Annotated in this window: 26 protein-coding genes; 5 read left to right on the top strand and 21 right to left on the bottom strand. The window is 40.0% G+C overall.

Annotated features, from left to right (window positions below):
• Window positions 1–108 precede the first annotated feature (108 nt).
• The 6 genes from FXV77_RS11335 to FXV77_RS11310 all read right to left on the bottom strand — a co-directional run bounded on the left by FXV77_RS11335 (window position 109) and on the right by FXV77_RS11310 (window position 6,135).
• Complete coding sequence (locus FXV77_RS11335) at window positions 109–1,287, bottom strand: FecR family protein (RefSeq protein WP_148919341.1); 1,179 nt, start codon at window positions 1,285–1,287, stop codon at window positions 109–111.
• Between the two features lie 81 nt (window positions 1,288–1,368).
• Complete coding sequence (locus tag FXV77_RS11330; RefSeq protein ID WP_148919340.1) at window positions 1,369–1,944, bottom strand: RNA polymerase sigma factor; 576 nt, start codon at window positions 1,942–1,944, stop codon at window positions 1,369–1,371.
• Between the two features lie 42 nt (window positions 1,945–1,986).
• Entirely contained in the window at window positions 1,987–3,234 is a 1,248-nt protein-coding gene (locus FXV77_RS11325) for a glycoside hydrolase family 88 protein (RefSeq protein ID WP_148919339.1), read from the bottom strand.
• 139 nt (window positions 3,235–3,373) lie between these two features.
• On the bottom strand, window positions 3,374–4,585 hold the full coding sequence (locus FXV77_RS11320) for a M20 metallopeptidase family protein (protein ID WP_148919338.1): 1,212 nt from the start codon (window positions 4,583–4,585) through the stop codon (window positions 3,374–3,376).
• A 54-nt stretch (window positions 4,586–4,639) separates the two neighbouring features.
• On the bottom strand, window positions 4,640–4,972 hold the full coding sequence (locus FXV77_RS11315) for an iron-sulfur cluster assembly protein (protein ID WP_246162431.1): 333 nt from the start codon (window positions 4,970–4,972) through the stop codon (window positions 4,640–4,642).
• Window positions 4,969–6,135 carry a glycosyltransferase family 4 protein gene (locus FXV77_RS11310; protein ID WP_187444101.1) on the bottom strand — a complete coding sequence of 389 codons (1,167 nt, stop codon included), beginning with the start codon at window positions 6,133–6,135 and terminating at the stop codon, window positions 4,969–4,971. The genes FXV77_RS11315 and FXV77_RS11310 overlap by 4 nt, the downstream gene beginning before the upstream one ends.
• Here FXV77_RS11310 and FXV77_RS11305 point away from each other — a divergent pair.
• Window positions 6,115–7,182: a polyprenyl synthetase family protein gene (locus FXV77_RS11305; protein WP_246162429.1), complete on the top strand. Its 1,068-nt coding sequence runs from the start codon at window positions 6,115–6,117 to the stop codon at window positions 7,180–7,182. The two genes, FXV77_RS11310 and FXV77_RS11305, sit on opposite strands and share 21 nt — an antisense overlap.
• A 93-nt stretch (window positions 7,183–7,275) precedes the next feature.
• The gene (locus FXV77_RS11300; protein ID WP_148919363.1) at window positions 7,276–8,058 is read left to right on the top strand and encodes an amidohydrolase; all 783 of its coding nucleotides are present in this window, start codon (window positions 7,276–7,278) and stop codon (window positions 8,056–8,058) included.
• Here FXV77_RS11300 and FXV77_RS11295 read toward each other — a convergent pair.
• Window positions 8,052–8,447, bottom strand: coding sequence for a hypothetical protein (locus tag FXV77_RS11295; protein ID WP_148919335.1), 396 nt, complete (start codon window positions 8,445–8,447; stop codon window positions 8,052–8,054). The genes FXV77_RS11300 and FXV77_RS11295 overlap by 7 nt on opposite strands.
• A gap of 119 nt (window positions 8,448–8,566) precedes the next feature.
• On the opposite strand from FXV77_RS11295, the gene FXV77_RS11290 reads away from it, so the two are divergent.
• The gene (locus FXV77_RS11290; protein WP_148919334.1) at window positions 8,567–9,007 is read left to right on the top strand and encodes a MarR family winged helix-turn-helix transcriptional regulator; all 441 of its coding nucleotides are present in this window, start codon (window positions 8,567–8,569) and stop codon (window positions 9,005–9,007) included.
• A 16-nt stretch (window positions 9,008–9,023) separates the two neighbouring features.
• Here FXV77_RS11290 and FXV77_RS11285 read toward each other — a convergent pair whose 3' ends face one another.
• The 4 genes from FXV77_RS11285 to FXV77_RS11270 form a co-directional block, all read right to left on the bottom strand.
• The gene (locus FXV77_RS11285; protein ID WP_148919333.1) at window positions 9,024–10,574 is read right to left on the bottom strand and encodes an FMN-binding glutamate synthase family protein; all 1,551 of its coding nucleotides are present in this window, start codon (window positions 10,572–10,574) and stop codon (window positions 9,024–9,026) included.
• 166 nt (window positions 10,575–10,740) lie between these two features.
• Entirely contained in the window at window positions 10,741–11,508 is a 768-nt protein-coding gene (locus tag FXV77_RS11280; RefSeq protein ID WP_148919332.1) for a Rossmann-like and DUF2520 domain-containing protein, read from the bottom strand.
• Window positions 11,508–13,985, bottom strand: coding sequence for a cytochrome c biogenesis protein CcsA (gene ccsA / locus FXV77_RS11275; RefSeq protein WP_148919331.1), 2,478 nt, complete (start codon window positions 13,983–13,985; stop codon window positions 11,508–11,510). Before ccsA ends, FXV77_RS11280 begins: the two co-directional genes overlap by 1 nt.
• A gap of 49 nt (window positions 13,986–14,034) precedes the next feature.
• Complete coding sequence (locus FXV77_RS11270) at window positions 14,035–14,460, bottom strand: cytochrome c maturation protein CcmE domain-containing protein (RefSeq protein WP_148919330.1); 426 nt, start codon at window positions 14,458–14,460, stop codon at window positions 14,035–14,037.
• 140 nt (window positions 14,461–14,600) lie between these two features.
• On the opposite strand from FXV77_RS11270, the gene mnmD reads away from it, so the two are divergent.
• Window positions 14,601–15,275, top strand: a complete 675-nt coding sequence (gene mnmD, locus FXV77_RS11265) for a tRNA (5-methylaminomethyl-2-thiouridine)(34)-methyltransferase MnmD (RefSeq protein WP_148919329.1) — start codon at window positions 14,601–14,603, stop codon at window positions 15,273–15,275.
• A 43-nt stretch (window positions 15,276–15,318) separates the two neighbouring features.
• Here the strand turns inward: mnmD and FXV77_RS11260 are convergent, their stop codons facing one another.
• The 7 genes from FXV77_RS11260 to bshA form a co-directional block, all read right to left on the bottom strand.
• Window positions 15,319–15,819, bottom strand: coding sequence for an FKBP-type peptidyl-prolyl cis-trans isomerase (locus FXV77_RS11260; protein WP_148919328.1), 501 nt, complete (start codon window positions 15,817–15,819; stop codon window positions 15,319–15,321).
• 5 nt (window positions 15,820–15,824) lie between these two features.
• Complete coding sequence (locus tag FXV77_RS11255) at window positions 15,825–17,855, bottom strand: thioredoxin domain-containing protein (RefSeq protein WP_148919327.1); 2,031 nt, start codon at window positions 17,853–17,855, stop codon at window positions 15,825–15,827.
• 70 nt (window positions 17,856–17,925) lie between these two features.
• Window positions 17,926–18,429: a SixA phosphatase family protein gene (locus FXV77_RS11250; protein WP_148919326.1), complete on the bottom strand. Its 504-nt coding sequence runs from the start codon at window positions 18,427–18,429 to the stop codon at window positions 17,926–17,928.
• Window positions 18,430–18,441: 12 nt separating this feature from the next.
• Window positions 18,442–19,416: a sugar phosphate isomerase/epimerase family protein gene (locus FXV77_RS11245; RefSeq protein ID WP_148919325.1), complete on the bottom strand. Its 975-nt coding sequence runs from the start codon at window positions 19,414–19,416 to the stop codon at window positions 18,442–18,444.
• Window positions 19,417–19,605: 189 nt separating this feature from the next.
• Window positions 19,606–20,169 (bottom strand): ribosome recycling factor, encoded by a 564-nt coding sequence (gene frr / locus FXV77_RS11240; RefSeq protein WP_148919324.1) that lies wholly within the window; start codon window positions 20,167–20,169, stop codon window positions 19,606–19,608.
• Between the two features lie 27 nt (window positions 20,170–20,196).
• The gene (gene pyrH, locus FXV77_RS11235; RefSeq protein WP_148919323.1) at window positions 20,197–20,901 is read right to left on the bottom strand and encodes a UMP kinase; all 705 of its coding nucleotides are present in this window, start codon (window positions 20,899–20,901) and stop codon (window positions 20,197–20,199) included.
• Window positions 20,902–20,967: 66 nt separating this feature from the next.
• A complete protein-coding gene (bshA, locus tag FXV77_RS11230; protein ID WP_148919322.1) occupies window positions 20,968–22,104 on the bottom strand; it encodes an N-acetyl-alpha-D-glucosaminyl L-malate synthase BshA in 1,137 nt (378 codons plus the stop codon).
• A gap of 113 nt (window positions 22,105–22,217) precedes the next feature.
• Here bshA and arfB point away from each other — a divergent pair, with 113 nt between their 5' ends.
• On the top strand, window positions 22,218–22,625 hold the full coding sequence (gene arfB, locus FXV77_RS11225; RefSeq protein ID WP_148919321.1) for an alternative ribosome rescue aminoacyl-tRNA hydrolase ArfB: 408 nt from the start codon (window positions 22,218–22,220) through the stop codon (window positions 22,623–22,625).
• 15 nt (window positions 22,626–22,640) lie between these two features.
• Here arfB and FXV77_RS11220 read toward each other — a convergent pair whose 3' ends face one another.
• The 3 genes from FXV77_RS11220 to FXV77_RS11210 all read right to left on the bottom strand — a co-directional run bounded on the left by FXV77_RS11220 (window position 22,641) and on the right by FXV77_RS11210 (window position 24,887).
• A complete protein-coding gene (locus FXV77_RS11220) occupies window positions 22,641–22,916 on the bottom strand; it encodes a hypothetical protein (RefSeq protein ID WP_148919320.1) in 276 nt (91 codons plus the stop codon).
• A 173-nt stretch (window positions 22,917–23,089) separates the two neighbouring features.
• On the bottom strand, window positions 23,090–23,848 hold the full coding sequence (locus FXV77_RS11215) for a LytR/AlgR family response regulator transcription factor (protein ID WP_148919319.1): 759 nt from the start codon (window positions 23,846–23,848) through the stop codon (window positions 23,090–23,092).
• Entirely contained in the window at window positions 23,829–24,887 is a 1,059-nt protein-coding gene (locus FXV77_RS11210; RefSeq protein WP_148919318.1) for a sensor histidine kinase, read from the bottom strand. Before FXV77_RS11210 ends, FXV77_RS11215 begins: the two co-directional genes overlap by 20 nt.
• Between the last annotated feature and the right edge of the window lie 51 nt (window positions 24,888–24,938).

Genomic DNA, 24,938 nt, shown 5'->3' with positions numbered 1-24,938 from the left:
CACGGTCAGTTTTTTGTTCAGCATTCTCGTACTGCTTTCATAAATTGTTTGAAGTTTATCTTTTCATATATTATATAATGTTAGGTTTATATTTATCATAAAGGCTGTCTAGTTTGAAATGATCACTTTTCTTCCTTCGATAAAGGCGTTTATTTTTCCTAATCTCAATACCCGTAGGACTTCTTCTATATCTTCGGATCGGTTTATTTCTCCGACAAACAAATCGTTACTCACTGCACCACGGTATTCTACCTCTACATCGTACCACCGCATCACTTGTCTCATGATGGCTTGAATATTTGCCTTTTCAAATTTAAAATATCCGTCCTTCCACGCTATAAATTCTTCTATATCCACAGCTTCGACGATAATTTTATCGCCTAAAGCAGATAAAATTGCCTGTTGCCCCGGTTGTAAAACTTTACTGGTATGAGATAGCTCCTGTGCATCTTTCGCTAGTTTAGTTATCCGGATGGCACCCTCTACCAGCGTGGTCTTGGATGTTGTTTCTTCTTTGTAGGTATTGATATTAAAATGCGTGCCCAATACTTCGACAACCTGGTTGTCCGATATCACCTTGAAAGGTTTGTCACCCTTCGCCACCTCAAAATAGGCTTCTCCGTTCAGGTGCACAGCTCGTTCATAAGCGGAGAATGATGTTGGAAAACGCAATGAGCTAGCTGCATTTAGCCAGACTTTTGTTCCATCTGCCAATACCAATCGATATTGCCCTCCTCTAGGTGTAGAAATGGTATTTTCTACTGCTGTACTTCCTTCTACCGCACGATATTGCAACTCGCCGTCTGCCGTTTTTTCAATCTGCACGCCCTGCTGCTCCGACACCATGCCTTTTTGTACGTCATTTAGTACAATAGATGTCCCATCTGCCAAAATGAGGATAGCATCATCCTTTCCTGGTTTGATAGGCATAGAAGCTGATTCCTGATTAATCTTTATTGGTTCTGCTATATCGTGTTCTTGTCTTCCGATGAGCCAAAACGCGCCAATACCTATCACAACAGCCAATAATGCTACGATTCCTAATTTATAATTTATCCTTCGGCTGTTTACTGTTAACGTAGGATTCTCCTGCTTTTCCAATTTTTTGTCAATATCTAGCTTGATGGCATTGCCCAATTTCTTTTTGGCCTCGATGTCAATTTGATTAAATACATCTTCTTTGAGCTCAAAAAGTTGATAATACGCGTAGAGAAATTGCACTTCCTCATCGGAGGCCTCTCCTCTGTTATATTTGTCTATAATTTTTAAAAACGTTTCTTTTTCCATTTTTATATTTCATTAGAGAACAAGTTCTCTTTCTTTATAAGACCGTTAGTCTTCCAATACTCCCACGCTTTTTTACTTTTACTAAATTTTCAGTAGAAAGAAGACAAGTATGGCGTATAACATATCGCGTAATTGTGCTATACTTTTTCCCAGCTGATTTTGTACCGTTTTTCGTTTGATTGCCAGCCGCTCTGCAATTTGAATTGTAGATAAATCTTCATGAAATCTTAACTTAAAAATTTGTTGCTGTGCTTTTGTCAGCTTAGCAATAAGCGATTCATAATGTACGATGAATTCCTTTTTTAGGATAGTGGCATCTGCTTGATTATCAGCTACGGCAAGTTGATCCAAAAGCTCTGGTATTGGGACAAACCGGCCCGAAACAGCCATGTGTTTTAATACCCGGTTACGTACAGCTGTATAGAGATAAGCACTCAGGTTATGGATAAACACTTCTTCCTTGCGTAACCACAATTGCAAAAAAATATCCTGAACGATATCACATGCCACATTTTCATCTCCTGCACGCTTATATGCCGCAGCATAAATCAGACTCCAGTACTTTTGATAAATAGCATCAAAAGCTCGTGTATCGCCTTTCCTTAGCTTTTCTACAAGTATTTTATCTTCTTCTTTTTCTCCTTTAGGTTTGAACATGGTCAACACTATTGTTAAATCATATGGTATCTTTCTTGCTCATCAAGTATTGTCTTTTTTTCGTTGCTGCAATCGATGAAGTGCCTCTAGAAAATAATAGTCTGCATAAATTAAGGGTACATCAACCTCGTTGTTACTTGGAAAGTTTCCCGTGCTGTGTTTGAGAAGGTAGTAGGGGTTCGTGTGCTCTATATTCAGGTACGGTTCAGATGCTAAGGCCGATAAGATATCATACGCGGCACTCTCATATTTATACTGTTTTTCCGCATCAACATATTTACAGAGTTCTAATAGAGCAGATGCGGTAATTGCTGCAGCTGAGGCATCCCTCGATACTTCCATCTCCTTCCGGTAGTCCCAATCTGGATCATATCCTTCTTCTCCCACATTAAAATCCCAATAAGGAATCTTGTCTGCCGGAAGCTGTGGATGATCTAAAAAGAAGTCTGCCATACCTATCGCTGTGCTTAAAAATCTTCTATCTTTTGTCTCACGGTACACCATTGTAAACCCATAAATACCCCAGGCCTGTCCACGTGCCCATGTAGAATTATCTGAAAAACCTTGTAAAGTTTGTTTATGCAGAGTTTTCCCGGTTTTGGGGTCATAATTAACAACATGAAACGAGCTATAGTCTGGGCGGACATGATGCGTCATCGTTTGCAATGCATGGCTGATGGCTATATCCCTGAAGGAAGAGTCTTTTGTAACCTTGCTGGCATAGAACAGTAATTCCAGGTTCATCATATTATCCATAATGACCGGAAACTCCCAGGTATTGATTTCCCCTTTTGATTTTCGTGTGTTCCAGGATTGGATGCTTCCCACCTGTTTGTTATAGCGTTCACAGAGCGACTTCGCAGATTGTACTAGAATTTCTGTATAATTTGGATCATCAAGAAACCTGATGGCATTACCATAGCTACAATACATCATAAATCCGATATCGTGATGTGCTGTGTTATATTGATTAGATGCTAAAGACTCTGTCCATTTGATGGCCTCTGCTTTCCACTTTTCGTCTTCGGTATATTCATACATATACCACAAAATACCTGGCCAAAAACCTCCTGTCCATTCATCAATCTGAAGGTATTTTATCGACCCGTCGGGATAAAGGGAGTGTGGGTAATCTTCTAGGTTTTCTGCTGTAGTTTTTAACAAATTGTCATAAAGTGGTATCGCCGTATTAAAACTTCTTTCTATTAAAGTTTCGTTCTTTTGTTGAGAATCACACGACATCGTTGCGATCATCAATAACAAACAAATAAAAATAAAAAAATTGTTCATAGTCTTTATTTTATCGATGTGCTATGCAGTTCCATAGCTTTCATATTAATAAAGACCCTTATCAAGAAAAAAATCCCATGTTTTTTATTTTTTTCTTACCTAGGCATATTTTTTTTTACATCGAGGTATTTTTACTGGTTTAATGAGTATCTGAATCGATATTCAACAGGCGGATGCTTGCATATGCCATTGCCTGCATAGAGGTTCTAAACGAATTTTCATCCAGATTAAATTTTGCATTGTGCAGTCCGTATTGAGGTGCGTGTTGCTCATTGCGGATACCCACCAGAAAAAACAAGGATGGAAAACAATGCGAATAGTAAGCGAAATCTTCTGCCGCCATCCATATCCCGACATCTTTCACATTTTCTTTGGGTAATATTTCGGTCATATAAGCGCGAACATCCTGGGATAAGGATGGATCGTTGTATAAAAATGGATAGCCATTTTTGACTGTTAACTCCACTTCTGCACCGAAGGATTTCGGCATTTCACGGATTAAATATTCAATCTGCTCAAGTGCCTCTTTTCTACCCTGTTCATCCATAGTACGAAAAGTACCTTCCATATAAACCTCATCGGGAATGACATTGACTGCACCGTTTCCAATGAAATGACCAAATGTAAGAACAGAAGGAACTGCCGGATTTGAGCGTCGACTGATAATATGTTGTAAAGAGGAAACCAATTGTGAACCGATATATACTGGGTCAATCGCGTTGTGCGGTTCTGCTGCATGCCCTCCTTTGCCCTTGATATGAATGTAAAATTCATCGCTTGATGCCATAAACTTTCCTGGACAGATACCAATTTCTCCGACATCCAGTTGCGGACTCACGTGCAATCCCAATACAGCTTTTATACGGTCTTCATATTCATCAAACACTCCGGAACGTAATACTTCCTGAGCTCCTCCGGGAATACGTTCTTCTGCCGGTTGAAAAAGAAATAATATCCTGCCGGAAAACAAATGCTCCAGTTCTTTTAATACTGTAGCAACCCCTAGTAAATTACTCGTATGAAAGTCATGTCCGCAAGCATGCATTACACCATCATGTTCGGATTTATACGGTATTTCATTTAATTCTTTAATGGGTAGTGCGTCAATATCTGCCCGCAAAATGATGACATCCTCGGATATAGATTTTTTGCCCGTTATCGACGCCACTACACCTGTTCCGGCCACTGAAATATAGGAAATAGACAGTTTATCCAATGCGGCTTTAATGTAAGCCGCCGTTTGATATTCTTGAAATGACAACTCTGGATGTCGATGTAGCTCCTGCCGTCTTAGCACCGTTTCATTAAAATGTGCTTCAACGCGCTCTTTTATATTGTTGATCAAATCCATGCCATATCAATTTTATAACTTAACGTTACTATCATGTCGTGAAATCCAGTTTATCTAAAGAAAACCCAGTTCTAACTTTGCTTCCTCGCTCATCATGTCCTTGGTCCAGGGAGGGTCGAAAGTAAGTTCCACAAGGGCTTCCTTAATACCGGGAACACCCGCTACTTTTCTTTGTACTTCTTCCATAATCTCACCTGCAACAGGACATCCCGGAGCGGTTAGTGTCATGATAATCTTCGCGATGCCATCTTCTTTTGTTATAATCTCATATACCAACCCTAAATCTACGATATTTGCTGGTTTAAGCTCGGGGTCATATATTGTTTCCAGTTGTTCCTGTATCGCGGTCGCCAGGTTCAACTTGTCCATAATGATAATATTGCTCATGGTTTTCCTCCTTGTTGTTGGGTTGCTTCTCTGTAGATAGAAATCAATTTATCTATATTCTTTTGGACGGTATAGTGCTTCTTGTACTCTATGATACAGTTTTCTCGAATTTGTTGTTTAGTTGTTTCATTGAGATTGATCCATTCGGCCACTATTCGCCTTATATCCTCTTTATCATAGGGATTAAAATGCATCCCCGTATACAAAGGTAGTACCATTTTGTTTAAGATACCAATATTGCTCGCTAATACTGGAGTTCCTTGTGCATATGCTTCAATAATAGTTAAAGGCATGCCTTCATAGCACACCGATGGAACAATCAAAGCATCAGCGTGGTTTATAGCAGTACGTAATACTTCCGATGGTTGATGTCCGAAGTAACGGATATGTTTGAATTTATCGGCAAAGCGTTCAATAATATCCTGTTGTGGCCCCGAACCGTAGATAGCCAAGGGGAAGGGGAGGTGTTTAAATGCACGTAGCAAGGGAACAATACCTTTTTCTTCTGAAAGCCTTCCGATGTAAACAAAGCCGTCTCCGTCTGTCGTTATTTTCGGCGTTGCATCTACGCTATTTGGTCGGACAATAAACTTGTCATCTTCCACTGGAAAAGTAGATTCTGTGAAGAGTGATTTTGCGAAATCAGAAAGGACGATGAATTTCGCTACTTTGTTCCAGGTACCCAATTTTCGGTGCAGCCAATAGGTGAAAGCGGTCAAAAAGGTTTTTGTAAATGAATGATCTAATACGCGCATACGTACTGCTGTCCACGGGAAATTTTGTCTTAAACTCTTGGTAAATAATTGACCGTAATGGAACAAGCTAGCGGACGGACAGAGTAAACGGAAATTGTGCAATGTCATGACTACTGGAATACCTAACCGGTAAATATTACGGATTAGCCATGGACCGCTGGCATAATGGAGATTATGGATGTGCACAATATCGGGAGCAAAGCTTTTGATGCTCTTTTTTATTTTCCACATGGCACGGATATTCCAAGGGTAAGCCAAATATTGCAGTGCTCCTCGCCAGCCTTTTTTATTTTGAAAGGTTAGCGTTTTTACATCATGTTCTTTTTCTAATTCCTCAACTTCTTGTCGGAAAACAGCGTCTTCTCCACCGGCATGTTGATAGAAATTATGAATAACAAGGATACGCATGTGCCATCGGGTTTCTACAAAGATAGTATTTCCCATTTTATCCTTATCTTCGCATATCATTTTTTAGCTATGTTCCAAGAGTTAGTACACGCAAAAGCTTTTCAGAATTATTTAGAAAAAGTCGATTTTCCTCAAAAACCTCAACATTTATATGATCCGATTCGCTACATATTGTCGTTATCAGGTAAGCGGATACGTCCATTATTGGTATTGATGGGTGCGGAGCTTTTTGATGATTCGGCTATAAAACAAGCGTTGCCAGCAAGTGCCGCCATAGAGTTTTTTCACAATTTCTCCTTGATTCACGATGATATCATGGATGTCGCTCCTTTACGAAGAGGAAAGCCCACTGTGCATCAAAAATGGAATGACAATGTGGCTATATTGTCCGGTGATGCACTGCTTATCAAGGCTTATCAAGAATTATCGAAATGCCCTACGGATAAAATTTCCGCTTTGTTACGTCTTTTCAATGCGACGTCGTTGGAGGTCTGCGAAGGGCAACAATATGACATGGATTTTGAAGAACGAGCACAAGTAAGTGAAATAGCATATATCGACATGATACGGCTAAAAACGTCGGTATTGCTTGGTTGTGCCTTGCAAATGGGGGCGATTGTTGCTGGAGCAGATGAACGATCACAAGCTTTGCTTTATGACTTTGGTGTAAATTTGGGAATTGCTTTCCAATTGCAAGACGATATATTGGATGTATATGGAAACCCTCAGAGTTTTGGTAAGCAGGTGGGCGGTGATATTCTGTCGAATAAAAAGACAATTCTTTTCGTAAAACTGCAAGAACTTGTTTCTCCGGCGGATCAGGAAGAACTGACCTATTTGCTTAGACAGACCATTGATACCGAACCGAACAAAGTAGAGAAAATGATGGACTTATACGCTAAATATGATATTCGGACGTTAGCTATATATCAGAAAGAAAAATTTACGACTATTGCTTACGAAAAACTGATCGAGATTCAAGTGGAGACAGACAAAAAGCAGGCTCTTTTTTCGCTTGCGGATGCGTTAATGCATCGAGTACGGTAGTGTTTTCCTGTTAAAAATTGATAAAACTCTAGTTTTTTAGTAATTTGTCAACACATCAACATAAACAAAAATAATAAGTGACGCATGGCAGATATGGAACCGGTTAAAATAACGATATTTCAAGCATACTTGTTTTGGGAAAACGTAGAGAAAAATTTAAATAATTTATCACTGCGCCTGTCTGCATTGAGAGAAAAAACAGATTTAATTCTGCTGCCAGAAATGTTTAATACCGGCTTTACCATTAATGTTGAAAAGTGTGCGGAGAAGATGGATGGTCCAACGATGCATTGGATGTTTGAACATGCCCAAGCGTATAACTGTGTTGTTGCAGGGACGCTAATTATCGAGGAAAACGGACAGTATTACAACCGTTTTGTATGGATGTCGCCCGATGGCAGTTTTGTACATTACGACAAACGCCATTTATTTGGTATGGCAGAAGAAAATAAAGTTTTCACTCCTGGAACTTCCCGTATTATTTTTAACCTTAAGGGCTGGCGGGTGTGTCCGATGGTGTGCTATGATTTGCGTTTTCCTGTTTGGTCTCGGAATTTAGGAAGTGCTTATGATTTGCTAGTCTACACCGCTTGTTGGCCAGATAAACGCTCTGCACATTGGCGGGCACTTATTCCAGCACGTGCTATTGAAAATCAAGCCTACGTAATCGGTGTAAATCGTGTAGGATATGATGGCAATGAAATTTATTATTCAGGGGGATCGATGTGTATTTCCCCTAATGGAGATGTGGTATATTATAAGCCCGAAGATGAAGACTTGTATACGTTTACTTTAAACCCTGCCGATTTGATTAAAGCTCGGGAGCAATTTCCGTTCTTAGCGGATGCTGATGATTTTTCAATATCAAACTATTGATAAGGCCTATTTAATATAGCAGATTGTATAACTGCTTCGCGTAAATCAAAAGAGATAATATCCTCTTTTTCGCTCTCTATATTCACAACAGGTTTCACTACAACTTTTTTAATGCTATTTGCGTCTGCAGATCTTTTTTCTCGCATTTTTCTCACTTCTTCCGATATATTAGGGGAGCGCTCTGTTTTTTTTGGAGGAACTGGAATAGGGATGGACATCGTCGGCTCAATAACGGTACGTTGTGGTCGCTGCTCGGATGGTATAGGGAGGGGCGGTTGTGGTACCTGCGGCATACGTCGACGCGCTTTCTCTTGTTCTTTCTGATATTCAGAGTAGATCTTATAGATCACGCCACCTATAATCAACAATGCAGGTAAAAAGTTCTCCATAAGGGTAAATTTAATTAAAATGTTAGAAAAAACTGATGAAATATTAGATTTTATTTGCATAGTATCTAGTTTTTTGGTTTGTTTGTATATACAATTATTCTAACCCAATATTATCCGACATGAATAACAATTTTGAAGATGCAGATGATTTTTTTTCTTTCTTAACCGGAAAGGCCTACGCCGCATTGGGAAGACGGCTACAACGAAATCTAAAGGAAGAGGGGATACACATCACGTCTGAACAATGGTCACTCTTATATTATTTATGGATTGAAGAAGGACGAACCCAACAGGAGCTTGCTTGTCTGACTTTCCGTGATAAACCGAGTGTATCTCGTTTAATTAATAATTTAGAAAAACTTAAATTAGTAATTCGTGTTAACGATAAGGAAGATAAGCGTACTAACCTTATTTTCTTGACAAAACAAGGCAGACAGATGAAAGAAGTCTGTTTACGTCAAGCGAAAAGAACGATTAACCAAGCGTTGGACGGCGTGACCAGAGAAGATATGGTAAAGGCACGCAGTACGCTGGATGTTTTGTACAGTAATTTATCGTGAAATGCAATTACGTTAGTTACAACTCCTGGGACTCAAAGGCACTATGGCTGTTGACCAATTTGCCCGTATCTTTAAAGTAAATCTCTTGGAAACTCAAGGTAGTTACGCTGTCTACTTTGCGAAAAAACTTATCTGCCGAAACGTCGTCTAATGTTTTAAATCCACAGGCTTCCATAATTTCTGCCGTAGCACGCAGGGTGTTACGGTGGAACTGTGCCACCCGTATATATTTATCCTCTACATCAAGTGCTTTGTATAGGTGTGGTCGTTGGGTCGCTACTCCGACAGGGCAAACATCCTCGTTACATTTTAATGCTTGGATGCAACCTAACGCAAACATCATTCCCCTAGCACTATAACAAGCGTCTGCACCCAAAGCAATTACTTTTAATAAGTCAAAACCTGTAACAATACGACCGGAAACGATCAATTTTATATGTTTCTTTAAACCGAACTTGATAAGCGTAGTGGTGACAAACGACAATGCATCGTATAACGGCATGCCTAAATTGTCTGTAAATTCCAGTGGTGCAGCACCAGTACCTCCCTCCGAACCGTCGACGGAAATAAAATCGGGAAATATCTGTGTGGTCAACATCGCGTGACAAATATCAATAAACTCTTGTTTGTCTCCTACACACAATTTAAAACCTACAGGTTTATATCCCGATAGTTCTCGTAATTGTTGGATGAAATGTACCATTCCCTCGGGAGAGTTGAAAGCACTATGGGCCGGAGGTGACATGACATCTGTTCCGGGAATGACATGACGGATAGCGGCAACTTCGGGTGTGTTTTTTGCTGCAGGTAATATTCCTCCGTGACCCGGTTTTGCACCTTGCGACAACTTTATTTCGACCATTTTCACATAAGGACGTGTGGCCTTTTCAGCAAATAGTTCGGGATCAAACATTCCCATTTCGTTACGGCAACCGAAATATCCAGTACCAATTTGCCAAATCAAATCAGCTCCGTTAATGTGGTAGGGGCTAATCCCTCCTTCTCCTGTATTATGGGCAAAATTTTGTAAAACTGCTCCTTTATTGAGAGCAGTAATCGCTGTTTTACTTAGGGCACCATAACTCATGGCGGAAATATTAAACACGCTTAGGCTATAGGGCTGTTTACACAAATGGTTGCCAACAGTTGTTCTTAGGTCGTGGTTTTCTATATGGCAAGGAAAAACAGAGTGGGCAACCCATTCATTTCCTACGGCTTGTGGATCAGATTGCATGCCAAAGGCTACCGTTTCTCGTTCATTTTTAGAACGTTGATATACGATAGAACGCTGTCTGCGGTTAAACGGACGTCCGTCTGTATCGGATTCCCAAAAATATTGTCGCATCTCTGGACGGATACTTTCGAAGAAAAATCTGAAATAACCTAAAATAGGATAATTGCGTAAAATCGCGTGTCTGCTTTGATAGCTGTTGTAAAAAGCCAATATCATCAATGGGAAGGGAATGATAAGTAACCAAAACCAACGTGGCGTGAAGACAACACCAAAAGAGAGAATGATGAGATTGATGACAACTATCGTTAATAGAATAAGTTTTCTAACTGCCATAACTTTGTATGATATGTTTTGCGTTTCGTAACTACCTTATGACTAGCAAACTGCGAGCCATTAATAACCATACTCGTATGGTTGCATGCAAAATTAGGAAGTTATTAGATGAAAGAGAAAAAAGAAACTGATTCGCGAAAGATTTGCCTGTTTGGTAATGTTTTCGTTATTCATGTTTATTCCTGATGATTTCTTCGGTTAGTTGTTGATATATTTTGAGCCAATGCGGGGTTTTTGTAAGAAACTGTAAATGCTTTTGGATTGTTTCTGCATCTTCTCGCGTAGCAGGGCCCGTTTGTACGTCTTTTGGGATCTGTTTTTGCACTTTTTGCGCTGTTTCCAGGACAATTGGTTTTAGTAAATCAAAAGACAAATTTTGCTCTTTGAGGATGTCATAAGCTATCTGGAAAAGCACATTGCTGAAATTATTAGCAAATACTGCGGCAATATGCAACGCCAGGCGCTGTTCACTATCGCATAAGAAAGATTTGACGGAGATATTCCGCATTAACTGAAGAAGGCGGTCAGCAGTATCAGAATCACCACCCTCTATTGCAAAAGGGATGTTATCTAAGGAAGTGACGATATCTTTTTGAAGGCTTTGAGCCGGATAAAGGACGCCATATAAAGGGAAATGTGCTAAGATATTGATGTTCGTCGCGCCAGAGCAATGCACCACTATTCCCTTAAGGAGTTTAGGAAGCTGATCTACTACGTGTTGGATAGCTTGGTCAGTGACGGCAATAATATATAAATCGGCTTTATCGGTAACTTCTTTGATCGTATCAATCGCGTCAGCGTTTAAAACAGAAGCCAATGCATACGCATTGGCCCTATTTCTGCTATACACTTGTAAAATTTGGTGTCCAAGTGCATGAAATGCTTTTCCTATATGGGTAGCAATATTTCCACTACCTAAAATAACAATAGTCATTATGCAACTTTTTGTTTGGATATCTTTGCGTCTTTTAGGCGGCGATAGATAGCCATGATGAAACCGATAGTCATGATAATCGTACCGGCCCAGAAAAAATTGATATAAGGAAATTTAATCGCTTTGAACACAATCCATTTTTTCTCTGGTAGCGGTTTTTGATACAACATGATCTCTAATTTATCTTCCTTCGGTAAGATATTAGTGAACCGGAAACGTAACCCTTGCTCTGCGACATCCTTATTAAAGTCGTAGCTATGTCCATCCTTAATCAAAAATATCGGTTCCACATCGTATTCCTTTTGATCAGCTGCAACAACCTTAACCTTCAATCCTACAATGATGTCATCTTCCCCCTTAGGGATATTATTTAATGTGGCATCTCTATTAACCCCTTCAATTACATAAAAGCCATTCCTATAGCGTAGGGTATCGCCAATACTGACTTGATAAGTCGCTGGTTCATCATAATCTTCATAGCCTGTCTGCTCCTCAGCCGGGATGTTTTCAGCTTGTGCTTGTGATTCTGCTGCCGCCGCTGTAATTAACGTATAAATATCGTGTGTTAGGTAGTGACGGGTATCAGGTGTACCGATAAGACCACCCATGTCCGGATTATTTTGCGCAAAAGGACGTAGCACGAAAGATTCTTTTACATTCCCTGTCTCCTCATCAATACGCTCATATAGTATTTTGTAATATACATTTGGGGGAGCGACACTATCGCCGACGTAAGTAATTCTATAGTCTCCCATCTGCTTGGGTTCTCCCTCCGTTAAGAATAGATTCTCACCAGGGTCAGAAAATTTATCCCCTTCTTGTCCGAAATTCTGCACTTGGATGTAGCGACTTTCGTTAATAGAGATGACCTCGTTAGTTGCTGCTGCAATAAGTGCACCCAAAAGCAACAGCGCAAATCCGATATGCGCAACCGCCGATCCAGCCAATCGCCATTTACCTTTCAACGCATCACCCAATATACGCATGTTTGCTAGCAAACAGAACATGCAAGTCAGGGTCAATAAGATATACATCACATTGGTGTATGTTTTCGCGAAGTATACAATTACGGCTGTCAGGATGATAGCGAATATAAAGGATGCGAGTGTGGATACCCAGAATTTTTTAGTATCGGTTCTCTTATACTTCAAAAACTGTGTGAAAGCCGTTACGAGCATAATGACCACTGCAAATGCGCCTTGCCATTTATTGTAGTGCGGAATTGGATCTACAGGAGGAGCTACCTTTGTTCCAAACAATACATTAAACACTGGGATGGACGTAGTCGCTATCATCTGTATGCAAGCGACAGTAAGCACCAAACCGCCAATAAACATCCAGAATTCACGCGAGTAAATGTCTTCTTCTTGTTTGGAGGAAGGCATTTCTTTACGTCTCCATATCAGCATCACCACCATCACCACCAAAAAAGTAAGATTGAAGACGATGAGTTGACCAGACATTCCTAAGCTTGTAAACGAGTGAACCGAAGTTTCTCCTAATATGCCGCTTCTGGTGAGATAAGACGCATAGATGACGAGTACAAAACTAATCATCGTCAGCAAGGAGGCAGTAAAGAAACCGTGTCCTGAATTACGAAACGCAATTATTACGTGGACAGCTGCAATAAGTGTCAGCCAAGGGATAATCGATACGTTTTCTACCGGATCCCATGCCCAGAATCCGCCAAAATTCAGGGCTTCATAAGCCCAGAAAGATCCCATGATAATACCTGCACCCAAAATCATCACAGCAAAAAGTGCCCAGGGTAATCCAGGTGTCATCCATTCTTTATAGCGTTTTGTCCATAACCCTGCTGCGGCATACGCGAAAGGAACAATCATAGAAGCAAAGCCGAGAAATAAAGTAGGAGGATGGATGACCATCCAGTAATTTTGTAGTAAAGCATTCAAACCACGACCATCTGTAATCATACTCAAATAGTCTGGTCGGCTAAAAACAGGGCCTTGTATAGCATCTCGTAGCAATATAAAGGGTGAGCTGCCAATGCGCGAACCAAATATTTCGACCCCAATCAACATTGCGCCCAAGAATACCTGACAAAGCATAACGAATGTCATAACCGGTGCTTCCCATTTTTTAGCTCTGAATACTAGGATAACGCCCAAAACTACTTGCCAGAACATCCAGAGCCAAAAACTCCCTTCTTGTCCTTCCCAAAAAGAAGAAATGATATAGTGCGTGGGAAGTGATGTCGAAGAGTGCGCCCAAACATAGTGGTATTCGAAATAATGATTGTAGATAAGATAGAATAGAATGGTGCCGATAGCCACAACAGATACCAAATTGGTCCAAAATCCAATTCGGGCCAATATTTTCCAAGACTTGACTTCTGGCTCTCGTGTAGCGAAGAAATAGCTTATAAGCGAAAAAAGAGCAGCACCGAAGGAAAGAATCACAAAAAACTGACCGATTTTTCCTGGTAAAAGATGTTCTCCAACGTAGTTAACGTCCATTATTCAAAGTAAAAAAGTAAAAATGATCTAAAGATGAGCTCGCTAATATCTATTCTCTACCCAAAACTGCAATTGTAGGTGTGACGCTTGTTTCGATGACTTCCACCTCATCTTCGTTATATTTTGACGGGCATTTCATCAATATTTTGCTCGCATGGAATACATTGCCCTCCATTTTACCCGTCAGCACGATTTGTTCAGATCGTTCGATGTCTTGCGGCTTAGAACCCCGGAATACAACCTGACATTCTGTGCTGTCATTATCGTACATATAGAACGAAAAGTGGTTGGCATCTTTAATGGGATCGTAATGTAAGTCTTTCTCTTTATTCAGCACACCGACAACATAAAGCTCTGTTTTTTTCTCCCTTGCTTCTGTAAAAGTAGAATATGTGCTGGAGTCTGTATAAATAACAACAATCATCGCAATCGCTATAGCGATGATAACAATTAATATAATGGAGCTCTTCTTCATATTGCACTATCTCTAAATGAAATACAAAATTACGAAATGCTTTTGCAAGATAGGAATTTGCCAAACTTTGTAAACTATTTAGAATTGTTCTATACAACTCCTCCGCTTTTTATAATAAATTTGTAAAAACAAACATCATTATGCAATTTGTCACAACAGGCGATGGATCGTCTACCTTATATCATCCGGGAGTCGGAGAGCATTATCATTCTAAACATGGTGCGTTGCAAGAAAGTCAGCATGTTTTTTTGCGTTCGGGATTAGAGTTTTTCTTGCAGAAGGAAAAAGCTTCCAGCGTAGCTGTGCTAGAAGTTGGGTTTGGTACAGGGCTGAATTTTCTGTTGACGGCCAATCATGCCGACACCCAGCGTGTAGATTTGCAATATGTTGGTATCGAGGCATACCCTCTTAACGAAGAAGTGATATTCAAAACGGGCTATGAAAACTTTGTAAAACCAGAAATTTGGGAGATTTTCCGACGCAACTATGGCAAAGCACAAATGCAAGAGGTTGCTTTTACGGATTCCATTAGTTTGTTTGTGGCACATGAAAAGGTACTAGATTTTCATAGTATACAAAAATTTGATGTTATTTATTTCGATGCTTTTGCAGCTGTACATCAGCCTGATATGTGGACGACGGAAACATTGGGGCGTGTATGTTCCTTTTTACGACCGGGAGGTGTATTTGTTACCTACGCTATTACCGGAAATTTGAAACGCACGATGAAAGCTTTAGGCTTTGTTATTGAAAAGGCACCAGGCGCGCTGGGTAAACGAGAGATGTTACGAGCAGTTAAATGGAGTAACAAGTAAAGTTGAAAATAGGAAGGCCTATATGTAGGCCCCCTATATCTTATTAATGACCCGACTCGCCATCGATGCCATGTGCATGGCCATGTGCTAATTCCTCTTCGGTAGCGGGACGCACGGCTAAAATTTCTACATCAAAGTTTAGTGTTTTACCAGCCATAGGGTGGTTCAAATCAGCTATTACCGCTTCTGGCGTAACCTCAACGACTACTGCACGGAACTGATTGCCCTGGTTATCTTGTAAAGGTAAAACCTCACCAACTGGAGGAAGTCCTGTTTCGTTAAACATATCAGCAGGTAGCTGTGCAATTGCACGGTCATCTTTTTCGCCGTAGGCGTCGTTTGGCTCTAATGTAAATGAAGTTTTATCGCCGATGTTCAATTCCGCAATATTTTCCTCAAATTTAGGTAGCATCATGCCTGTTCCATATAGAAAGGTCAAAGGATTTTCTGTTGTGGTTTCTTCTACAAATGCTTTCTCTCCGTCTGCTTCCACGGTGTGAAGTTTGTAATTCAATGCAACGACATTGTTGTTTTCTATTGCCATTTTGTTTAATTTATCTGGGACGAATCCCTGTTATTATGTATTAATATCAGCAGTTCCTCCACCGAATTTTGGGGCAAACTACATGCTTTATTTTTACAAAGGTAGGATTTTGATTCCAAACCACCTTTATCCTTTAACAATGGCAGGTTACTTTTTGTTCCGCCCAATGTTATTTTATTGGGGATATAATGTCTGTCCAGTTGTTTTCTCCAAGCCTTTGCGTCCATGCCGGTAAGCGCAATCTCGTTGTTTCCATACACGTGCTCCAATAACTGAATCGCCCAATTCGAATAAGCTGATCCATACTGTTTGATATGCGGAAAAACATTGGCGAAAACCTGGTCTGCAACAGATATGTGACGTTCCTTATCCAATAACTCACCTAGTCGATAGAGTACCCGCACAATAGCCGACGAAGATGCTGGAATAACGTTATCCATAATTTCACTTTTGCGGGCAATTAATTCTTCGGCATTGTGCGCGGTATAAAAAAATGTCCTATCTTCCTCATCATAAAACATCTCCATAACTTCCTGAGCTAAACTATAGGCTTCGTCTAACCAATCTTCCTCAAATGTAGCTTCGTATAAGCTTATAAAACTGTCTATTGTAAATGCATAATCATCTAAAAAGCCCAAAATCTGTCGATTGTGGTCTGCTGGTTGATGGAGTAAAACACCCTCATTGGAGATACAATATTCTTTGATGAAATTTGCGGTTTGGATAGCGAGATCAAGATATTGCTGTTTATCGAATACACGATATGCATCCACCAGTCCTTTCAAAAAGAGCGCATTCCATGATGTCGGTTGTTTGTGGTCTAAGCCCGGTCTTATGCGTTTTTCGCGATAGATGAGAAGTTTTGCTTTTATTTCGTGTAAATACTTTTTCCAATCATCTTGGGAAAATCCACTTTCTAAAGCCATTTTATCTCCATCGACGGCACAATATAAGACGTTGGTACCTTCTTCATGCCAATTTCCGGATTTCGTCACATGAAAATAATCGATAAAAAGGGGAGCGTCTTCTCCGAGCACGTTTTCAAGCTCTTCTTGATGAAAGGTATAGAATTTTCCTTCCACTCCCTCGCTATCGGCATCCAATGCAGCATAGAAACCTCCATTTTCGGCAAGCATTTCCCGTGTTGCCCAACCGACGGTTTCCTCCACAATTCTTTCGTATAGTTTGGTAGGTTGTTGCTGATAAGCTTCGCTGTATAAGGAAATAAGTTGGCCGTTGTCATAAAGCATTTTCTCAAAATGAGGAACATGCCACCGGCCGTCTACCGCATATCGTGCAAATCCTCCACCTATTTGGTCGTAGATACCTCCATTTGCTATTTTATGTAAGGTAAAATGTACATGTTCCAATACAGATTGATTCTTTGCAAGGACTGCATAACGGAGGAAAAACAACCAATTATTAGGTAACGGGAACTTCGGTTCTCTGCTGTATCCGCCGTTTGTCGTATCAAATTGTGCTTGCCAAGGAGTTACAATATCGTGCAAATCGGTAGCGGTATATGCTTCCGGAATAGGGGCAATAGGAAGTCTTTCGGCTTGATGAATGCCTCTTGATAAGCGCTCAGCGTAGTCGACTGCTACTTCGGGTGTCTCTTCCCACATTTGGGCAATCTGTAACAATACTTGTTGCCAATCATGCGGCCTAAAATAAGTTCCGCCGTATATGGGGCGACCATCGGGTAGGCATATGCAGTTTAGAGGCCATCCCCCCGCGTTAGTCATCAATTGTACGGCAATCATGTAGATCTGATCAATGTCAGGACGTTCCTCCCGATCTATTTTAATAGATACGTAGAAGGCATTCATCGTCTGCGCAATGGCTTCGTTCTCGAAGCTTTCACGCTCCATGACGTGACACCAATGGCAGGCAGAGTAACCAATGCTCACGATAATGAGCTTGTTTTCGTTCTTAGCTTTCTTTAAGGCTTCCTTACTCCATGGCATCCAATTGACAGGATTATGTGCATGTTGTTTTAGATAGGGAGAATTTTCGTATTGAAGTTGGTTTGCCATGTGTATGCGTTTCTCCTTGTTCGTGACCCATGATTCGTCGGGGCGTATGGTATACGCACTCGTGTTACACCTACGAATTTTCTGTAATTATATTTTTTAATGATGCTGTATTTGCTGACAATAACGAATAATCTATCCCTTCTTCCAGTTCCAGATAGGCTGCATGGGCAGTTTTAAGATTGACGAAACGATCGCTTATATATCCGACAAGATCGGAGACACTGGGGTTGTGACCGAACAGCAGTACATGATCATAAGATATTGGTACGTCGTTTAAGCGTTTCATTAAAAAAAGATAGTGTGCTTCGTAAACTTTTGGTTCCCATACAATGCGTTCCTCGGGATAACCTAAAATGTCACAATAGATTTTTGCCGTTTGCATAGCGCGGTTAGCTGTTGAGGAGATGACAAGCGTTTTTTCATCTATCGCCGGGAGCAGCTCTTTTAGCTTCCGGGCAATAATCGTAGCGCGGTCGGTTCCTTTGGGAAGCAAATCTCTATTGAAGTCGTCTTTATCAAAAATAGGTAACTCAGCCTTTGCATGCCGAATGATATAAAGCGATTTCGTTTCCATATTTGATTCTCTTTATTTTGCTAAATACTTCTTTACGTAGTCGTAGCTTTTCTTTACACTTTCAAACTTATTGGACATATAGATGTCATCTTGCTCCACAAATGCATATTTTAAGCCTGATTTATCTGCTTCAGCAGCAATTTTGATAAAGTCTATTGCGCCCGTTCCGACCTCAGCAAATTTAACTTCTTTCATAATATCCGTAAAATCAGCTTTGTCATATTTTTCCCCCACAACTGGTTGTGTAAACTGTCTGTCCATGTCCTTTAGATGCCACAACGGGAAGCGTCCGGGGTATTTTTCAAAATAAGATTGTGGGCTAAAACCTGCCTTCTCTATCCAGAAAAGATCCAATTCAAAATCGACGAGGTCCGGTTCTGTAAAAGCGATGAGTATGTCTAACCCTTTTGTGCCGTTGCCAAATTGCCGAAGTTCCCAAAAATGGTTATGAAAGCCGACTTTGATACCTGCTTTTTTTGCCATTTCGCCCACTTTATTAAGCTGATCGGCCGCATATTGATAATCCTCTACTTTTATGTTATTGAGGTCATCCATTGGGGTGACAGGTGCGATAATATAGGATTGACCTAGTTGATGAGCAATTTCTATATATTTTTCAATATTTTCATGTTCAGTGAGTTGCCTGTTAAGGTATTTTGACATGTCATAGTGACCGCTGTGTGTTTTGAGATTATTATCATTTAATACCTTTTTCAATTCTGAAATAGAAAGGTTCCAATAGGTCTCAGTATTGGTGTCTACACCAAAGGTTTCCACATGTTTATATCCTATTTTGGCAACAGTACTTATTGTTTTTATAGGATCTTCATTTACCAAATCGCGGATGGAGTACAGTTGAAGACCTAGATTATGAAAAGGGCTGTTCCCCGATTTATCACCTTGACATGAGAATAAGTATGGACTTAGAAAAGTGGCGGATACACCTAAACCTGCCTGCTTTAAAAATCTTCTTCTACTATTTTTCATCTATATAAATTATTTATAAGTATAGAGTTTCATTTTCATCCCGCTATTGGTTTGAATAAATCATGATGGTTTCATTTAGAATAAATTGTTTATTCGATAATCTGAGACGAAAGTTAGTCAAAAAATGAATATGAAAAAAGGATTCTATTTTTTAGAATCCTTTTTTGTTTTAGATCGGGACGTGTAAAACTAAACAGTCATGATGTCTTTTTCTTTCAACTCAGCAAGTTGGTCGACTTTAGCAATAAAAGAATCTGTTAGCTTCTGAACCTCACCTTCTCCCACTTTAATCTCATCTTCTGAGATTCCTTCACCTTTTAGTTTCTTGATAGATTCATTCGCGTCTTTGCGAATATTCCGTATAGCCACACGACCTTTTTCGGTTTCTTCTTTTACTTTTTTCACCAAGTCACGACGACGTTCTTCTGTCAATGGAGGTACTGCCAGCCGAATAATAAGACCATCATTCTGCGGATTTAATCCAATATTTGAATCAATAATAGCTTTTTCGATAGTGCTGATTAAATTCTTTTCCCAAGGTTGGATAACAATAGTTCTGGCATCGGTAGTATTGATATTACTTACTTGAGAAAGAGGGGTCATGCTGCCGTAGTAATCGATGGCAATTCCATCCAACATAGCGGGAGAGGCCTTACCTGCTCTGATTTTAGTCAGTTCAGATTCCGTACGGGTCATGGCCTTGTCCATGTTCTCTTTACAATCGTCTAATTCTAAGGATATCAGTTCATTCATATCTTTATGTATTTCTTTTGTAATAAATTAACTAACAACCGTACCGATATGGTCACCGTTGGCTAACTTCTTTAGATTTCCCGGTTTGTTCATGTCGAACACAATAATAGGGAGGTTGTTTTCTTGGCATAATGTAAACGCCGTCATGTCCATTACATTTAAACCTTTCTCGTAAACTTCGTGGAAAGTAATTTTGTCGTAACGTTGTGCAGAGGGGTCTTTTTCCGGATCAGCTGTGTATATGCCATCTACGCGTGTGCCTTTAAGTACAGCGTCAGCATTGATTTCGATGGCACGTAAAGACGCGGCTGTATCCGTTGTGAAATAAGGGTTGCCTGTACCTGCACCGAAAATAACGATTCTTCCTTTTTCAAGATGGCGCACAGCTCGTCTACGGATAAAAGGTTCACATATCTGTTCCATTTTAATCGCTGTCAACAAACGAGTTTTTAAACCGACTTTTTCTAACGCATCCTGTAGTGCCATACTGTTAATCACCGTTGCCAACATACCCATATAGTCCGCCTGTACTCGGTCCATCCCAGCTTGTTCTGCACTTAATCCCCGGTGGATATTGCCTCCGCCGATAACGATGGCAATCTCTAAACCTTGGCTGTGAATTTCTTTGATGTCGTTCGCATATTGCATCACCCGATTGATGTCGATGCCGTAACTTTGTTCGCCCATTAAGGCTTCTCCGCTGAGTTTGAGTAGGATACGTTTATATTTCATGATCGTTTTTTGGAATATTTCCAAAAGCCAAAGATAAAACTTTTTTTCTAGCCTCCCACGATTATCTTACCCTTTTTTCACGTTATCGATGACTTCTTCATAATAAGATTCATAGAGCGGAAGTATCTTGCTGATATCAAATTCTTTCGCTCGGGCAAAGGCGGCATCTTTAAAAACTTTTAGGCGTTCACAGTCTTCCAAAATGTCGATAGCATGTTTAGCCATATCATCAATATCGCCGATATCACTAAGGAATCCGCTTACACCGTTCACATTCAGTTCCGGCAATCCATCAGCATTGGAGGAAACAACGGGGACATGGCATGCCATCGCTTCCAAGGCCGCTAATCCGAAACTTTCCGAAGAAGAGGGCATCAAGAATAAGTCCGAAACAGACAGTATTTCCTCAATAGCATCTTGTTTCCCCAGAAAGCGAACGTTTTGGCTAACTTCCAATTGACGCGCTAGTTCTTCTGTGTTTCGCCGCTCGGGACCATCACCAACCATCAAGAGCTTACTCGGAATAACCTCGTTGATTTTATGGAAGATGCGAATGACGTCTTGTGTGTTCTTCACCTTTCGGAAATTGGACGTATGAATGATGATACGCTCATTTTCGGGTGCTATAGCTCGTTTGAAGTGTTCTCTATTCTTGTTGTGAAAACGAGAAAAATCAATAAAGTTTGGAATGACACGAACATCTCTTGTAATTTCAAACGATTCCAATGTTTGTTCTCTTAAGTTCTCCGAAACGGCTGTTACGCCATCCGAATGGTTGATGGAAAACGTGACCACTGGACTAAAACTTTTATCCTTTCCCACAAGTGTAATATCTGTTCCATGTAAGGTCGTCACTACGGGAATATGGATGCCATATGAAGCCAATATTTGTTTGGCTAAATAGGCGACAGATGCATGTGGGATTGCATAGTGTACATGTAATATATCCAGTTTTTCGAATCTGACGACATCTACGAGCTTGCTTGCTAAAGCAGATTCATAGGGCGAAAAGTCAAATAGCGGATACTGCGCAACGGCGACTTCGTGATAATAAAGGTTCTCGGAAAAAAAATCTAACCGGGCGGGTTGAGAGTACGTGATGAAGTGGATTTCATGACCGTTAGACGCAAGGGCCTTACCCAGTTCTGTCGCGACCACGCCGCTTCCCCCGAAGGTGGGGTAACATACTATGCCTATCTTCATGTGCTGTAGTTTGTTTTTTAAATGTCCGTAAAGATAAGCTACAAAGGTAAGGATGCTTTTATAATTGTTTTGCAATAATTTTATTTACAACTGATATGATGTATATTTAAATTATGGACAACGAGTCATTAAAGAAAGAGCTAACATATAGAACTTCTCGTTCCGGAGGGGCAGGAGGACAGCACGTAAACAAGGTGGAGTCAAAAGTAACACTTGTCTGGAATATCAATGAATCAGAAATCTTGACAGAAGAGGAGAAAATACGTGTTCGTCAAAAATTAACCAACCGATTGAATAAAGATGGTCTATTGCAAATGGAGGCTTCTACCGAAAGAAGCCAAACGAGGAATAAGGAAATTGTCACAGCACGTCTCTTTGATCTTGTCCAACAAGCATTAAAAAAGGATAAGAAACGGGTAGCAACCAAAATCCCTAAGGCTCAGATTTTGGATCGACTAGATCGAAAGAAAAAGCAATCTCAAAAGAAACAATATAGAAGAAAGAACTTCAACTTTGATTAACATCAAAATATTACTTTATTCCTGAAAATGGCTTACCGTCAAAGGTCGCCCTTGTTCATCTTTTTCAAAGGCGGCTAAAAACGCCACTTTATGTCCTTCCAAATGCAGGAATCTGGAAATGAAATCTTCATTACGCTGAGTTGACTCGATGCGCAATATAAAATCCTCATCATCCAGATCAATCGTTGCAAATTTGATGTCCTTCGATACCTGATAAAGTTTCGAGATGAGATGGGAACGTTGTAAAATTGTTCGAATAGAGGTTTTAAAAATCAATACATACTTGTTCATCAGTAGACTATTTTTTGAATATTAATACGACAGGATTAACCTAACTAATAACCAAAACAAATATGCATGAAATGTAACGGAATTTTTATTGAAAATCGGTTGAAGCGGACAAAATATCGGTTGAACCGTCAATTTTCTCGGTGAATCGTTTCTTTTCTGATCCGAATCTCAGATTATCCCTCTAGCCATTGGATAAAAGCATGATACTTTTCTTTGCTTATCGAAATCTTGATAGGATGGTCAACACGTAAATTGATGACAAGTTTACGTGATAATCCCAAATTTGCAAAGGCAATTGCAGCACGATTTAGGATATGTTGTCGGTTTACCCGGAAGAAATCGCCACCAAGCAAATGTTCCATCTCTTCCAGGGTTTTATTAATAAGATATTCTTTTCCACCATGTGTTTTGACGAAGACATTGTCGAACTCAATATAACAAAGGGCAATATCAGCTATTTGAACAGGGATGATTTTGTCACCATGCATAACAACTAGGGACTTCTTTGTTCTTTCCATTATTTTACCACTATTGTTCACCGAATGAACCATATCTAATGCCGTGTTATTAAAAGCTTGTCGTAGAAGACGATATTTCTCTAGCGTCTTTTGAATGCTCTCGTCCGAAAAAGGTTTCAAAACGTAATCTAAGCCGAAATGCTGAAAAGCTTCCATCATATATTGGTTATAAGCGGTGCAAAATACAACGGGAGCCTTAGGCGGCACTGTTTTGAAAATGTCGAAAGATTCGCCATCACCCAGTTGGATGTCACTGAAAATAAGATCAACAGGTTCGGCATTCTTAAAATAATGGATAGCCTCCCGTACATTTGTTAAGCGGGCACAGAGATGCATGTTGGGTTCTAAACGTTTCAGCGTGGAGCATAAATCTTCTGCTGTCAAATCTTCGTCCTCAATGATGATCGTTCTCATGTTGAATAAGTTTAAGCTGTACCTCAAAAGTAGTCACATTCTCGTGAATAATTACACTGTCTTGAAGGTAATAACTGAACCGTTCTTTGAGGTTATTGAGTCCATAATTATTATTTTCTCCCGTAGAGGGTTTGCGTAAACATACATTGTTGCTGACAACGATCCATCCGCTTTGCTCCCGAATTGTAATAAATAATGGATGACCGATCGTATAAAAATTATGTTTCAGGGCATTATCAACCAACGGTTGCAAAGAAAAAATAGGAAGCAAATCTTGTTGCACATTTTCGGAAACTTGAATATTAAACTGTATCGCTTCGTTAAACCGAAGTTTTTGCATGGAAAGATAATCTTCGCAAAGTTTGAGTTCTTGTTGGACAGTTGCTAGTCCATCCTCAGATGTCATAAAACTTCCGCGTAAATAATCAGAGAGCTGTAATAAATAAGACTCCGCCTTGGCACTATCTTTTTTGATAAGTGATTTCAAACTAGAAAGTGCGTTGAACAAAAAATGAGGTTGAACTTGTTGGCGCAACATTTGATTAACAGCCCGTTCTTTTAGTTTGTCTAATTTTGATCTTTCTAATTCCAGTTGGTTTTTAAAGTAATCCGTCATCAAGAAATATAACCAGAGCAAAACGATAAAGTCTATAACAGCTGCCCTAAAGGCGGCAAGGAAAATGAAATTAAAAAGAGATCCCCCGATGATTTTATTCTCTTCTGGACTAAGCGTCCCTAAGTAGTAGAATAGCGCTAATGTGCCTTTACAGATTATAAAGGTTACTAAAAAGACCAACACTTTCACCTTTGTGGGCGATTTGATGGGATCCTTTACGTCAAAGTGGACGTGAATCGCAAGACTGCTTACAATAATACTGAAAAGTCCCGCAAAGCTTATACAGGTATTTAGCCAAAAGTTGGCCTGATCAGTGTATATGGCATTAATTATCGGAATCGAAACGATACATAATGAAAAGGCGGCACTTCTTTTAATCCAGTATTTCAGCGGGTATCGGTGTTGATAGCATATAAATCCCATAGAAGTTTTTTTACAAAGATAACCGATTTTTTATAACGCTGACCTTCTGTT

Origin of the sequence: Sphingobacterium phlebotomi (assembly GCF_008180195.1) — a bacterium.
GTDB lineage: Bacteria > Bacteroidota > Bacteroidia > Sphingobacteriales > Sphingobacteriaceae > Sphingobacterium > Sphingobacterium phlebotomi.
The sequence above is the reverse complement of the archived record's forward strand: the minus strand, read 5'-3'. Positions and strand labels throughout refer to the sequence as shown.